The following is a 13,052-nucleotide window of genomic DNA, read 5'->3' as shown; positions in this document are numbered from 1 at the left end:
GTACAATATTCATTGTATCATAACAATATATAGTTTCGGGGTGTAGGAATGAGAAAGATTTGTGTGTTTGCAGGTTCTAATTTAGGGGAGAGACCAGAATTTAAAGAGCAGGCAATAGCGTTAGGAAAAATGTTTGTTGAGAACGATTATGAGCTTGTATACGGTGGTTCTTGCGTTGGATTAATGGGAGAAGTGGCAAACGAAGTTCTTCGCTTAGGCGGACGTGTAACAGGTGTTATGCCACGCGGTCTATTCCGAGGAGAAATTGTTCATACAGGGCTAACAGAATTAATTGAAGTAGAGACGATGCATGAACGTAAAGCGAAAATGGCAGAGCTTGCGGATGCTTTTATTGCATTACCAGGCGGATACGGAACGTTTGAAGAGCTATTTGAAGTAGTATGTTGGTCACAAATTGGTATACATAATAAGCCGGTTGGTTTATTGAACATAAAAGGCTTTTACGGACCAATTTTACAAATGGTTGAACGTTCAGCTGAAGAAGGATTTATGAATCCATCAAATAAAGAATTGATCGTTTCAGCTGAGACGGCAGATAAACTAATTCATGCAATCCAAAATTATGAGCGTCCTGTTTTGGGAACGAAGTGGAAGCAACTATCATAGCAAATACGGAAACACATGTCGTTTTAATTTAAGATGGCATGTGTTTTTAATTTGGTTAAATATGTTAATGTTTAGATGTAATGTTTTGGGGAAAGGAGAAATAGATGGAGGAGTTCGTATATTTACGTCCGGTTTTTAAAAGTATTTTAGCAGCATCTATTCTTGTTATGCTAATTGTTTTGAGACAGAAGAAAGAGTTGATTAATGAATTTTCGCTTTGGTTTATCTCGGTATTGTGTATCGGTGTTTCCGCGATAACGTTGTTTATGTCCGGATTTATCGTTGATGAGTATAATCTAGGTGGAGATCCACAATCGTTTTGTATGTTTATTGCGATTGGTTGTATTAGTGGTCTGAATTTCATTATTTATTACAGAAGGCAATAAAAGAGGCATTCCATATTACTTTGGAATGCCTTTATCATTTTGATTGCTTTGTTTTTTATACAGGTACCAGCCACCCCAGCCGCCACCAATTGCTACGACAACGAGGAAAGCATAGTCCTTAACCTCGACACGTATATTGAAAATATTAGCTATAAGTAAGAGAATCCCAACTGTTATTAACGCAAAAAACGCTCTAATTAAGTAGTCTTTCAACTGAACCACTCCCGTCATTTAAGTAGTAAATGATGAATTTGGAAAAGCCTTTTGGATCTATGATACTAAAGGGTGTTTCCTATATTTTAACATAAAAAGGATTGTAATATAGTGATAAAAGTGGGGGCGAGTTGTGTGTTAATATTGTCGTGATTTGTCGGTAAATTGATATCCCTTGTCGAATCGTTGATATATTGAGGGTAATGATCGATATAATGAAAAAATCGTTGATATATTAAGGGTAATGATCGATATATTTGAAAAATCGTTGATATAATTTCGTGTACCGTTAAGTGCAACCACTACATAAAAAAAGCGACTCTGAACGAGCCGCTTCTGCTTTAATTTTATTATCCAGCGCCGGTAGCTAGAATGTTTGGTGTCTTCGCTTTTTCCTGCGAGGCAAAGAGCGCCTCGCAGGAAAAAGTTCCATCCCCCTCACATTCTGAGAGAGCTACTTCCGCTTTTAACGATATCCAGCTCCAGCGGCTAGAATCTCCGGTCATTTCGCTCTCTCGCTCGAAGCAAAAAGCGCTTCAAGGTCGAGAGCTCCAATGTCCTGCGATTCTGAGCGAGCCGCTTCTGCTTTTAATGATATCCAGCTCCAGCGGCTAGAACAGTCGGTTGTTTCACTCCTTCATTTGAGGAAAAAAGCGCCTCGTAATCAGGAGTTCCAACACCCTCCTGTTCTGAACGAGCCGCTTCTGCTTTTAATGATATCCAGCTCCGGTGACTAGAACAGTCGGTCATTTCGCGCCTTCCTGTGAGGCAAAAAGCGCCTCTTCGTCAGGAGCTCCAATGCCCTCTTGTTCTGAGCAAGTCACCTCCGCTTTAAAATCTATTATTGATTCAAGAACGCGCGTAGCATCCAAGCGTGTTTTTCTAGTTCTGTGTAGATGCCTAGTAGTAGGTCAGATGTCATTTCGTCGTCAGAATCTTGAGCGATTTCCATGCCTTTTTTCAGTTCGACTAGCATCATTTCGTAGTCTTTCATAATTGCTTCGACCATCCCTTCTGCAGTTTCTCCGTATGCTGCTTCTTGAATAGAAGATAGTTCTAAGTATTCTTTCATTGTTGCTACTGGTTTGCCGCCAATTGCTAAAATGCGTTCTGCAATTTCATCGATGTGAGTAGCTGATTCTGTGTAAAGTTCTTCGAATTTCTCGTGTAATGTGAAGAATTGAGGCCCTTTTACGTACCAATGGAAGTTGTGAAGTTTTGTGAATAAAACGCTCCAGTCTGCTACTTGTTTGTTTAATACCTCGATTACTTGTTTGTTCATTATGATCAATCTCCTTTTGAGTTGTTATGTTATATCAATTACTAATTTATAATTATTATAATCTAGTAATTGATATAAAACAACCCTTTTGCTGAAATTAATTTGAACAAATTATGAACTGTTGTAAATAAAAATCCCTATTACGGTGAGGTAATAGGGATTTTGTTTGATATATAGCTCTTGTTCTAAATGAGCCGCTTCTGCTTTTATATAATATCCAGCTCCGGTGACTAGAACAGTCGGTCATTTCGCGCCTTCCTGTGAGGCAAAAAGCGCCTCTTCGTCAGGAGCTCCAATGCCCTCCTGTTCTGAGCAAGTCACCTCCGCTTTAAGATTTATCCAGCTCCAGCGGCTAGAATCTCCGGTCATTTCGCTCTCTCGCTCGAAGCAAAAAGCGCTTCAAGGTCGAGAGCTTGAAGTGTCCTGCGATTCTGAACGAGCCGAATCCGCTTTTAATCATTACACAGCCTTCTGTTTTTCTTCTACATCCTGTCCATCCCAGCACTCTGTATTCTGTAAACCAGGGATAGAGCTTGCAACGAAAACTGGATCTTTTCCTTGTTTCTTTTGCTTCAAATAGTCTACTAATGCAGCGTAAGCAAATTTGCTAAGGAATGAGATGGCAATTAAGTTTGTGAATACCATTAGTCCCATGAATAAATCAGCTAAACTCCAAACTGTTTTAAGAGCAGCGATTGATCCGAAGAATACCATTCCGACAACTGCAACACGATAAATCATTAACCATGTTTTGCTTTCTTTAATGAATGCAATATTTGTTTCACCATAATAGTAGTTTCCTAGTAGAGAACTGAAAGCGAATAGGAAAATAATAATCGCTAAGAAAGTGCTTGCCCACGGTCCGATTTGTGAACTTAAAGCGTTTTGTGTTAATTCGATACCTTCTAAATTTGATCCTTTGTAAAGTCCAGAACATAATACGATAAATGCTGTTGATGTACATACTAAGAATGTATCTACGAAAACACCTAATGCTTGAACAAGTCCTTGTTTTACAGGGTGAGATACATCTGATGTTGCTGCTGCGTTAGGAGAGCTACCCATACCTGCTTCTGTCGCGAATAAACCGCGCTGAATTCCGAACTTGATTGCTGCTCCAATACCACCAGCGATGGCTTGGTCTAAACCGAATGCACCGTTAAAGATTTCCATGAAAATGCTTGGTAACATATTGAAGTTGTTAATAACGACAAAAATAGCCACGCCGATATAAACGATTGCCATTGGCGGAACAATCATTTCTGTAATACGTGAAATGCTCTTAATACCACCAAAAATAATGACTGCAACTAATAAGGCTAATAGAGCTCCTACGATTGTTCGCTCTAGTCCAAAAGCATTTTCAAACGCTATTGTTACTGTATTCGCTTGTACTGAATTGAAAATTAATCCGTACGCAACTGTAATAAGAAGTGAGAACCAAACACCCATCCAGCGTTTGTTTAATCCTTTTTCCATGTAATATGCCGGCCCACCACGGAACCTGCTACCATCTTTTACTTTATAAATTTGAGCGAGCGTACATTCTACGAAACTAGTAGCTGCTCCGATAATTGCGATAAACCACATCCAAAATATTGCGCCAGGTCCACCCATTGAAATTGCTAGTGCTACACCGGCTAAGTTCCCGATACCGATACGTGCTGCTGCACTTAAGCAAAATGCTTGGAATGGAGAGATGCTATCTTTCTTTTTTTCTTTTCGATTAAACCCTTTACTAATTAAGCTGACCATCTCACTGAAATGAGTAATTTGGACAAATTTTAATTTAAAAGAGAAGTAAAGACCGAAGCCGATTAGCATTGCAATAAGAATATATGACCATAAAATATTATTCGTTACCTCAAGGAATCTGCTAAAGATATCAACCATATAATACACTTCCTTTTTTTCGTAATAAGAAAATTATATGCAAAAAATATACGAGAATCAATTTTTCTAAAAAATTATGTTACTTAAATCAATTTTGTGTTATGATTATGTTACATCGTAATATTTTTAGAATTATTTACATTTTAAAAAACTAAATTTAAAGCGAGAAAGTGGGGATAATTTGAAAGAAGATTCTTTATTGAAAGTAAGCCTTGAGAGTTTGAAAATGAGAAGTAATATATTTTTTATCATTACATCTTTAAGTATCTTTTTAGGGGCAACTTATTATTACAATAAAAGATTTCCAAATCACAAATATCCTGAGTGGTTAGAATTTCTAAAGTTGATTGGATGAATAAAAGACAGAAAAACAGAAAATTAAAATAAATAAGTTATGGAGGAGCTAAAAATGAATATTAGAGAAAGTGAACTTCCGGGTATTGGTTATAAGTTTCAAATCGTTACGAAAGGTAACGAAAAGATGGTAATTGTCATTCATGATGATGGGCGTAGAGAAATGTATCATTTTGATTCAGACCATGAAGAAAGCATCTCAAGTATTTCACTACGTGACTCAGAGGCAAGGCAAATCGCAGCAATATTAGGTGGAATGGTATATAAGCCTAGGGCGTTAGAAAATGTTGAGATGGTTTTTGAAGGTTTAGCGATTGAGTGGTTCAAAGTGGAGAATACAGCTCCAGCAATCGGAAAAACAATTGGCGATCTTGAAATAAGAAAAACATATAGCGTAACGATAATCGCAGTTATGAAGAAGAACATGAAGAAGCTATTTAATCCAGGACCAGAAACAGTAATTGAAGAAGGAGATATGCTTGTAGTTTCAGGTGAGAGAGAAGAAATTAAAAAAATCATTAATGAATTACTTTCAAATAGGGGGGACTGACTAGATGGATACGTTAATTTTTGAAGTTGGTACAGCTTTAGTTTTAGTGGCAATTGCAGCGGTAATTGCTGGAAAATTTAAATTCTCAGTAATTCCTTTTCTAATTGTTCTCGGAATGTTAGTAGGACCGCATGCACCGACAATAGGTGTTATCGATCTCAAATTTATTGAAAGTGCAAGTGTAATTTCCTTCCTTGGACGGATTGGGGTTCTATTCCTTCTATTCTATCTAGGATTAGAATTTTCAATGAAAAAACTAATTAAATCTGGACGCTCTATTGCGATTGGCGGAACGATTTATATTTTAATTAACTTTTCACTTGGTTTGTTATACGGATTTATAATGGGATTCCCATTACTAGAAATCTTAATTATTGCGGGTATTATTACGATTTCTTCTAGCGCTATCGTTGCTAAAGTGTTAGTGGACTTAAGAAGAACTGGTAATAATGAAACCGAATTAATTTTAGGAATTATTATGTTTGAAGATATATTCCTTGCTGTATATTTATCAGTTGTTTCTGGTTTAGTACTAGGGGATCACGCTTCCTTCTTAGGCGCCCTTACTTCAATTGGAATTGCTTTAGGATATATGCTTCTATTCTTTATAGTAGCTAGAAAGGCTACGCCGTTATTAAATAAATTGCTCAATATTAGCTCAGATGAAATCTTTATTATTGTAGTATTTGCTTCGTTATTCTTCATTGCTGGTTTTTCAGAAACAATTCACGTTGCAGAAGCGATTGGGGCACTTCTTCTAGGATTAGTTTTCTCTGAGACAGAGCATAGTGATCGAATTGAACATCTTGTTGTTCCATTCAGAGACTTTTTCGGAGCTATTTTCTTCTTCAGCTTCGGGTTAAGTATTGATCCGTTCTCATTAGGCGGAGCGATATGGTTAACGTTAGGTGCTGTCCTTCTTACAATAATCGGCAACTTTGTAGCAGGAATGATTGCAGGAAGACAAGCAGGGTTATCTCATAAAGCATCAACAAATATCGGATTAACAATCGTTTCACGAGGAGAGTTCTCCATCATTATGGCTAATATCGGTATCGCCGGTGGTTTAATGTCAGTACTGAAACCCTTCTCAGCACTATACGTGCTTATACTATCCATTTTAGGCCCACTTCTGACAAAAGAGTCGAAGAATGTATATAAATTCTTAAATAAAATCTTTAAGTGGGATACGAAGACTAACTAAATTTTAAAAAATAAAGTACAAGATATTTCCTGCTTGTACTTTTATTTTTGTAATGAAAACAGTAAAGAGAGGTAAATGATGTTAGGAGAGTTGATTCATTCGGTTTTAGTTTTTTTAGAAGGACTTGGTTATTGGGGAATTATGCTTGGATTAATGCTAGAGGTTATTCCAAGTGAAATCGTATTGTCTTATGCAGGTTATTTAGTATCAACAGGAAGCATTACATTTTGGGGCGCTGTCGCGTTTGGTACAATTGGTGGTGTAATTGCACAACTATTCATTTATTGGATCGGTCGATACGGAGGAAGACCTGTTCTTGAGCGATATGGAAAATATATTTTAATTCAGAAGAAACATATTGATTATGCTGAAGATTGGTTTAATCGTTACGGAACTGGCGTTATCTTTACCGCACGTTTTATTCCGGTTGTGCGTCATGCTATTTCGATACCGGCGGGTATTGCGAAAATGTCACATGCTAAGTTTATTACGCTAACTACATTAGCTGTTATTCCGTGGTCAATTGTGTTTGTATATTTAGGGTTTAAATTAGGAACAGAGTGGGAAAGCATTAATAAAGTTGCGGGGCCATATGTGAAATACTTTGCACTTGCTGCTATTGTTTGTGCAATTGGTTATTTTGTATTAAAAAAAGTGATGAAAAAAAAAGTGATTACGGAAAAGGAATCTATGTCGACATAGGTTCTTTTTTTATTGGCATTTTTTCAAGGATGAAAGAATACGTTTAATATTTACCATATTGTGGCATACATATAGAAAAAGGGTGCTTGGAAAGGGGAATAAAGAGAAATGGAACTCCAGTTTCAAAATGTATATCAACAGGTAGAGAATTGGTATGTGTTGGATTCGGAGCTTCATTGGGATGTCAAAAAGCTGAGAGAGGATTTATTTTCTCTTATTGAAGCATGTAAAACGCCCGTTATTTTTTGTGATACGTGTGATGCAAACGATGTGCTTCTATCATTAGGGGAAGAGGAAGAAGAATTCCTATTCCCAGTAGGTGGTTTTTATCATAAAGAAAAACAATTAATTTTTGTTTGTATGTGGGAAGAGTATGAGCAGGTGCTCAAAACACTACTGCATGAGTTTCGTCATGCGATGCAGCATAAGAGAGAAGTATTGTATGTTGGAAGTGAAGTGTACGAAGATAGATGGATTGAAAAAGATGCGAGGAAGTTCGCGGAGAGGAAATTGGATGAATATAAGAATAGAAAGTTAATGTAAAGCATAGTGGAGAAATAGCGCTGTGCTTTCTGTATACTTATTAAAAATAAGTATTTGACTTTTATAAAGTTTAGTTCTAAACTAATGATATGAAACGAGCGAGGTGATGAAATGAAAACAGAAGATAGACTCGGATTACTATTATGGTTTCGTTTATCACGCTTTTATAATAAGAGTATTCGTGAGACGAATCAGCATTTGAAAGAATGGAATGTATCTGCCGCTCAGTTTGATGTACTAGCTCAAGTTGGAGGGCATAATCGTCTAACGCAGCAAGAGCTTGGAAATAAGCTATTTGTTACGAAGGGAAATATCACGCAGCTTTTAAATAAAATGGAGCAGCTAGAGTGGATTCGTCGTGAACAAGAAGGTACTACAAAATATATTTCGTTAACAGAAAAGGGAAAAGTTTTATATGAAGAAATCGTCCCGCCTCAAGAAACATTCCAAGCGGAGCAGTTTCAAAAATTAAATGTAGAAGAACAACATCAATTATTACAATTACTAAAAAAATTACAGTGAGAAAAAATTTAAAAATAAATCTCGAATTCGATATAGTATGAGGTGAAGGATATGTTTAGAAAAGTTGATCATAAAAATATGGGCAGAGCAAATCATGGTTGGTTAAATACACATTTTCATTTTTCTTTTGCCAATTACTATAATCCAAATAACATGAACTTCGGAGCGTTACGTGTTATTAATGATGATCTAGTAGCTGCACAAACTGGTTTTGATATGCATCCGCATCGTGATATGGAAATCATTTCGTACGTTGTAGATGGTGCTTTAACACATGAGGATAGCATGGGGAACCGCGGAACAATTGAGCGAGGACATGTTCAATATATGAGTGCTGGCACAGGTGTATTTCATAGCGAGCATAATTTAGGAAATGAAACACTACGTTTATTACAAATTTGGATTTTACCAGATCGTGCGGATCATAAACCAAACTATGGTGAGTTTAAATTTGATTGGAGCGAGCGTGAAAACGAATGGTTCCATATGGTATCTCCAGTAGAAGGAGAGGCACCAATTCAAATTCACCAAGATGCAAATTTATATTCTTTATCGTTAGATGCCGGAAAAGAAATTCATTTTCCTGTGCGAGAAGGCCGTCAATTGTATCTTGTTCAAATTGAAGGAAGCAGTGTAATAAATGGTGAAACGTTTGTTATGCGTGATGCAGCAGAATCTGTAGAAGAAGATACTCACATTCAAGCGAAAGAGCAATCACACTATTTAGCAATTGAATTGAAAAAACAATAAAAGGCTTATAGAAAAGAGGACATCTGATAGGATGTCCTCTTTTTTGATTGGAATTATCTGAAAAATGTTTCTCAAATTTTCGGTAGAGGTATCGGCTGTAAAAATCAGAATTTTATAAAAGTGTCAAAAATCTTTATGGGAATGGGGAATGTTATAGTGAAAAAGCAAGTCATTTCATCAGCATTAGCGTTAACTGTTATCGCCGGGGGATTTGGAGCGTTTGGGGCAACGACAACGAAAGCGGAAGAACAAAAAATTCAATATCATCAAGAATTTAAAACACCTGCATACATAGGTGAAGAATGGAAAGCACCGGAAGGACTAGATAAAAAAGAGACGGTCTTTCAATACTTAGAGAGTAAGAAAGATATGTTTAAATTAGCAGGAAATATTGAAAAGCATTTTAATATCGTTGGAGAAGAAAAAGACGCTGAATCTGACACGACACATGTGAAGCTAGTTGAGAAACATAATAACATTCCTGTGTACGGTTCTGATCAAACTGTTACACTTGATAAAGAGAATAATGTAAAAGCATTCTTCGGACAAGTTATTCCGAATTTAGATGATAAAAATATCCCTGCATCTGCAAGCATTAGTGCGGAACAAGCAGAAACAATTGCAAAGGCAGATATTGAGAAAGAAATTGGTAAAGTAAAGAATTATGACGGTGTGAAAAAAGATTTATTTGTATATGAAAAGGACGGTAATTACTACCTTGCATACTTAGTTAAGGCATCGATTTCAAAACCAGCTCCAGGGTATTGGCATTATTTTGTTGATGCAACAAATGGAAATGTTATTGAGAAATATAATGCTGTAGATCACGTTACAGGGTTTGGCTACGGAGTATTAGGTGCTAGACAATCATTTGAAATTGCCCAAGATGAAAAAACGGGAGTATTCAACTTATTTGACGGTAAACGAGGACAAGGTATTCACACATTTGATGCAGAAAATATGGATGAAAACTTGTTTAATTTATTCTCACAATGGCTTGGATATACAGGCGAAGAAGTTGAAAGTAAATCTAAGTTCTTCGAAGATAAAGCTGCAGTTGATGCGCATGTAAATGCAGGAAAAGTATATGATTACTACAAAAAAACATTTAATCGTAACTCTTTCGATGATAAAGGTGCGAAGCTTATTTCAACTGTTCACGTAGGAGAGAGCTGGAATAACGCAGCTTGGAACGGTGTGCAAATGATGTATGGTGATGGCGATGGAAAAACATTCATTCCATTATCTGCTGGACTTGATGTTATCGGTCACGAATTAACGCATGCTGTAACTGAACATACAGCAAACCTTGTTTATAAAAATGAGTCAGGGGCGTTAAATGAATCGTTATCCGATATTATGGGTGTTATGGTTGAGAAGAAGAGCTGGGATTTAGGTGCTGACATTTATACACCTGGAAAACCAGGCGATGCACTTCGTTCACTAAAAGATCCAGCGTCTATTCCAAACCCATTAAAACCAGGTGAAGGTTACCCAGATCACTATAGTAAACGTTATACTGGAACAGCTGATAATGGTGGCGTTCATATTAACAGTAGTATTAATAATAAAGCTGCTTATTTAGTATCTGAAGGCGGAGATCATTACGACGTGAAAGTAGCTGGAGTGGGCCGTGAAGCGACAGAAAAAATTTACTACCGCGCTCTTACGAAATATTTAACTGCAAACTCTGACTTCAAAATGATGCGTCAAGCTGCTCTTCAATCAGCCGAAGATTTATACGGTAAAGATTCTAAAGCTGTACAAGCTGTAACGAAAGCTTATGATGCAGTAGGCGTAAAATAATAAGAGAAAAGACCTGACATCCTAGTCAGGTCTTTTCTTTATCCCGCTATCCGCAAATGATGAAATTTCCACTTTATTTAGTCGCGAATACCTAATGCGATTTTCACCATACGTGACATACGTTCTTTCGACCACGGTGGATTCCAAACGACATTTACTTCTATTTCATTGACTTCAGGTACGTTTGTTGATAATACTTTTTTAACGTCTGATACGATTTGCCCAGCCATTGGACAACCGATAGAAGTCATAGTCATCGTAATGACAGCATTATTATTTTCATCTGCTGTAACATCATACACTAATCCAAGATTAACGATATCAACACCTAGTTCAGGGTCAATAACAGCTTCTAAATTATCCAATAATTTATTTTCAAATGCTTCTTGTGACATAAGCAGCCCCTCCTATATTTTAATGATATCGATTCTCATTATAACGGAAATGAGCATAATGTGCAGGAAATGAGCTCAAAAAAAATATCCCTCTTTGAAAGAGGGATATTTTTTGAAAATCTATTCTGTTTTAAAATGAGATACGAGTTGATCTAACTCTTCAACTGTTTGTTTCATTTTTCCAGCAGTTACTGTCATTTCATTCATAACGATAACTTTCTGTTCAGCAGATTGTGCCGTTGCGGCGGTTTCGCTGGATACTTCAGTCGAGATAGAAGCGATGTTATTAAGTGAAGCATTCATTTCTTCAGCACTTGCAGCCATCTCTTCAGCAGTTGCTGATATGTCTTGCATTTGAGTAGATACTTTATTTACTTGTTCTACAATTGTTGTGAAAGAAGTACCAGCTTCACGAATAACATGAATGCCTTCAAATGCTTCAGAACGGCCTTGAGACATCATAGAGCTAGCAGTTTCTGTATCATTTTGAATTTGATGTAGTAATTGATTAATGTCTGTTGCAGCTGTTTTAGATTGTTCAGCAAGCTTTCGAACTTCGTCAGCTACGACAGCAAATCCTTTTCCTTGCTCGCCAGCACGAGCTGCCTCAATAGAAGCATTTAAAGCAAGTAAGTTTGTTTGCTCAGCGATATTAGAAATAGATTGTACAGCGGTATCGATATATTTCGTATGAGTGATTAGACGTTCAACCACTTCTGACGTAGCATTTACAGCTTCGTGTATCGTTGTCATTTGTGAAACAGATTTTTGGATAACGGTACTTCCATCGCTAGCATGTTCAGATGTGGCAACAGCAAGTTCCGCTACAGATGAAGCAGATTCAGCAATACGCTGAACACTTACTGCCATATCGTCCATTGCAGTTGAACTTTCTTCCATACTAGAAGTTTGTGATTGAATACTTGCATTTAAGTTAGACATCGAGCTTTGGACTCTTACTGTCGCCTCACGTGATGTATTCGTTTTTTCTAGCATATTTTCAGAAGCAGTTTGTACTTCCACTGATGTTTTTTGAACACGATTAATGATATGTTGTAGGTTTTCTAACATTTTATTAAATGATGCTGCGATAGCACCGATTTCATCGTTGCTATTTACTTGTAGACGTGCCGTTAAGTCACCTTCTTGAGAAGCTAACTCTTTTAGTTTCGTGTCAATTTGTTGAATTGGTTTCACAAGTTTACCAGAGAACCACCATGCAAGAATAATTGCAGCAACAATACAAATAACAAGTGATAAGAAAATAACATATTCGATTAAGAGTGCAGATTGGTCAATTTTTTCAATAGATTGTTCACGTAATGTAGCTTGTTCATTACTATAATTTGTGAAGTCACCAATTACTTTATAGACAGTTCCGTTTTCTGAAGAAGCTACTTGTAAAGCTTCTTCCCATTTTTGTTCTTTTGCAAGAGTGAATACTTTTTCTTCAACGAACTTTCTCCAAGTAGACCCTAATTCCATTGTGCTTTTTACGGACGAAGAAAGATTTGGATTAGAAAGAAGTTTATCTTTTGAATCCTCAAGACGTTTACTCATCTCATTAAACTTGTCTAATTCGACTTGATCATGTTGTAGTAAATAACCTCTTAAAGCAGAGAGCTGTACTTGATAAGCATCTCCACGTTCTTTCAATTCTGTTGCCAGTGGAGAAATTTCTTTTTGTAATGTTTCAGCTTTACGAGATTGGTCAATAGCAAAAAATAAAATAAATGCTAAGGCGATACCAAATAAAGCGCAAATCGTTCCCATCATGAACATAAGTTTTTTTCTGATACTTACAAAATTCATATGATAAAAAGCC

General features: G+C 36.7%; 15 protein-coding genes. 9 read left to right on the top strand and 6 right to left on the bottom strand.

From position 1 onward, the window contains the following. The first annotated feature begins 48 nt into the window (after positions 1-48). Both CN409_RS25350 and CN409_RS25345 read left to right on the top strand, forming a co-directional pair. Positions 49-627 (top strand): LOG family protein, encoded by a 579-nt coding sequence (locus CN409_RS25350; protein WP_033669073.1) that lies wholly within the window; start codon positions 49-51, stop codon positions 625-627. Between the two features lie 104 nt (positions 628-731). Further along, positions 732-1,013, top strand: a complete 282-nt coding sequence (locus CN409_RS25345) for a hypothetical protein (protein ID WP_000390910.1) — start codon at positions 732-734, stop codon at positions 1,011-1,013. 15 nt (positions 1,014-1,028) lie between these two features. On the opposite strand, the gene CN409_RS25340 is transcribed toward CN409_RS25345, so the two are convergent. The 4 genes from CN409_RS25340 to CN409_RS25325 form a co-directional block, all read right to left on the bottom strand. Then, positions 1,029-1,226, bottom strand: a complete 198-nt coding sequence (locus CN409_RS25340) for a hypothetical protein (protein WP_000656312.1) — start codon at positions 1,224-1,226, stop codon at positions 1,029-1,031. Between the two features lie 588 nt (positions 1,227-1,814). Further along, a complete protein-coding gene (locus tag CN409_RS32005) occupies positions 1,815-1,976 on the bottom strand; it encodes a hypothetical protein (RefSeq protein WP_016078146.1) in 162 nt (53 codons plus the stop codon). Positions 1,977-2,067: 91 nt separating this feature from the next. Continuing rightward, positions 2,068-2,508 carry a Dps family protein gene (locus tag CN409_RS25330; RefSeq protein WP_001041895.1) on the bottom strand — a complete coding sequence of 147 codons (441 nt, stop codon included), beginning with the start codon at positions 2,506-2,508 and terminating at the stop codon, positions 2,068-2,070. A gap of 459 nt (positions 2,509-2,967) precedes the next feature. After that, a complete protein-coding gene (locus CN409_RS25325) occupies positions 2,968-4,401 on the bottom strand; it encodes an alanine/glycine:cation symporter family protein (protein ID WP_000227587.1) in 1,434 nt (477 codons plus the stop codon). A 409-nt stretch (positions 4,402-4,810) separates the two neighbouring features. On the opposite strand from CN409_RS25325, the gene CN409_RS25315 reads away from it, so the two are divergent. The 7 genes from CN409_RS25315 to nprB all read left to right on the top strand — a co-directional run bounded on the left by CN409_RS25315 (position 4,811) and on the right by nprB (position 10,832). Then, a complete protein-coding gene (locus tag CN409_RS25315) occupies positions 4,811-5,305 on the top strand; it encodes a cation:proton antiporter regulatory subunit (protein WP_001026075.1) in 495 nt (164 codons plus the stop codon). A gap of 4 nt (positions 5,306-5,309) precedes the next feature. Next, positions 5,310-6,509 carry a cation:proton antiporter gene (locus CN409_RS25310; RefSeq protein WP_000380223.1) on the top strand — a complete coding sequence of 400 codons (1,200 nt, stop codon included), beginning with the start codon at positions 5,310-5,312 and terminating at the stop codon, positions 6,507-6,509. 78 nt (positions 6,510-6,587) lie between these two features. Continuing rightward, the gene (gene uptA, locus CN409_RS25305; protein ID WP_057096654.1) at positions 6,588-7,211 is read left to right on the top strand and encodes an undecaprenyl phosphate transporter UptA; all 624 of its coding nucleotides are present in this window, start codon (positions 6,588-6,590) and stop codon (positions 7,209-7,211) included. 108 nt (positions 7,212-7,319) lie between these two features. Further along, a complete protein-coding gene (locus tag CN409_RS25300; protein ID WP_000422791.1) occupies positions 7,320-7,754 on the top strand; it encodes a DUF3920 family protein in 435 nt (144 codons plus the stop codon). 111 nt (positions 7,755-7,865) lie between these two features. Beyond that, entirely contained in the window at positions 7,866-8,276 is a 411-nt protein-coding gene (locus tag CN409_RS25295) for a MarR family winged helix-turn-helix transcriptional regulator (protein WP_000845462.1), read from the top strand. Positions 8,277-8,327: 51 nt separating this feature from the next. Next, positions 8,328-9,026, top strand: coding sequence for a pirin family protein (locus tag CN409_RS25290; protein WP_000488932.1), 699 nt, complete (start codon positions 8,328-8,330; stop codon positions 9,024-9,026). Between the two features lie 156 nt (positions 9,027-9,182). Then, the gene (gene nprB, locus CN409_RS25285) at positions 9,183-10,832 is read left to right on the top strand and encodes a neutral protease NprB (RefSeq protein WP_000745125.1); all 1,650 of its coding nucleotides are present in this window, start codon (positions 9,183-9,185) and stop codon (positions 10,830-10,832) included. A 77-nt stretch (positions 10,833-10,909) separates the two neighbouring features. Here the strand turns inward: nprB and CN409_RS25280 are convergent, their stop codons facing one another. Next, a complete protein-coding gene (locus tag CN409_RS25280; protein WP_098217947.1) occupies positions 10,910-11,227 on the bottom strand; it encodes a metal-sulfur cluster assembly factor in 318 nt (105 codons plus the stop codon). 120 nt (positions 11,228-11,347) lie between these two features. Further along, positions 11,348-13,039 (bottom strand): methyl-accepting chemotaxis protein, encoded by a 1,692-nt coding sequence (locus tag CN409_RS25275; RefSeq protein ID WP_001012201.1) that lies wholly within the window; start codon positions 13,037-13,039, stop codon positions 11,348-11,350. Positions 13,040-13,052 lie beyond the last annotated feature (13 nt).

The organism is Bacillus sp. AFS012607 (assembly GCF_002558005.1).
In the GTDB taxonomy this organism is placed as follows: Bacteria; Bacillota; Bacilli; order Bacillales; family Bacillaceae_G; genus Bacillus_A; species Bacillus_A thuringiensis_S.
This window is presented reverse-complemented; position numbering and strand designations above follow the sequence as displayed.

Bases quoted from the DNA above. Each gene is read 5' to 3' on its own strand.
- CN409_RS25345 (WP_000390910.1), top strand. From the start codon at position 732: ATGGAGGAGTTCGTATATTTACGTCCGGTTTTTAAAAGTATTTTAGCA.
- CN409_RS25280 (WP_098217947.1), bottom strand. From the start codon at position 11,227: ATGTCACAAGAAGCATTTGAAAATAAATTATTGGATAATTTAGAAGCT.
- CN409_RS25325 (WP_000227587.1), bottom strand. From the start codon at position 4,401: ATGGTTGATATCTTTAGCAGATTCCTTGAGGTAACGAATAATATTTTA.
- CN409_RS25330 (WP_001041895.1), bottom strand. From the start codon at position 2,508: ATGAACAAACAAGTAATCGAGGTATTAAACAAACAAGTAGCAGACTGG.
- CN409_RS25300 (WP_000422791.1), top strand. From the start codon at position 7,320: ATGGAACTCCAGTTTCAAAATGTATATCAACAGGTAGAGAATTGGTAT.
- CN409_RS25350 (WP_033669073.1), top strand. From the start codon at position 49: ATGAGAAAGATTTGTGTGTTTGCAGGTTCTAATTTAGGGGAGAGACCA.
- CN409_RS25290 (WP_000488932.1), top strand. From the start codon at position 8,328: ATGTTTAGAAAAGTTGATCATAAAAATATGGGCAGAGCAAATCATGGT.
- CN409_RS32005 (WP_016078146.1), bottom strand. From the start codon at position 1,976: ATGACCGACTGTTCTAGTCACCGGAGCTGGATATCATTAAAAGCAGAA.
- uptA (WP_057096654.1), top strand. From the start codon at position 6,588: ATGTTAGGAGAGTTGATTCATTCGGTTTTAGTTTTTTTAGAAGGACTT.
- CN409_RS25315 (WP_001026075.1), top strand. From the start codon at position 4,811: ATGAATATTAGAGAAAGTGAACTTCCGGGTATTGGTTATAAGTTTCAA.
- CN409_RS25275 (WP_001012201.1), bottom strand. From the start codon at position 13,039: ATGAATTTTGTAAGTATCAGAAAAAAACTTATGTTCATGATGGGAACG.
- CN409_RS25310 (WP_000380223.1), top strand. From the start codon at position 5,310: ATGGATACGTTAATTTTTGAAGTTGGTACAGCTTTAGTTTTAGTGGCA.
- CN409_RS25295 (WP_000845462.1), top strand. From the start codon at position 7,866: ATGAAAACAGAAGATAGACTCGGATTACTATTATGGTTTCGTTTATCA.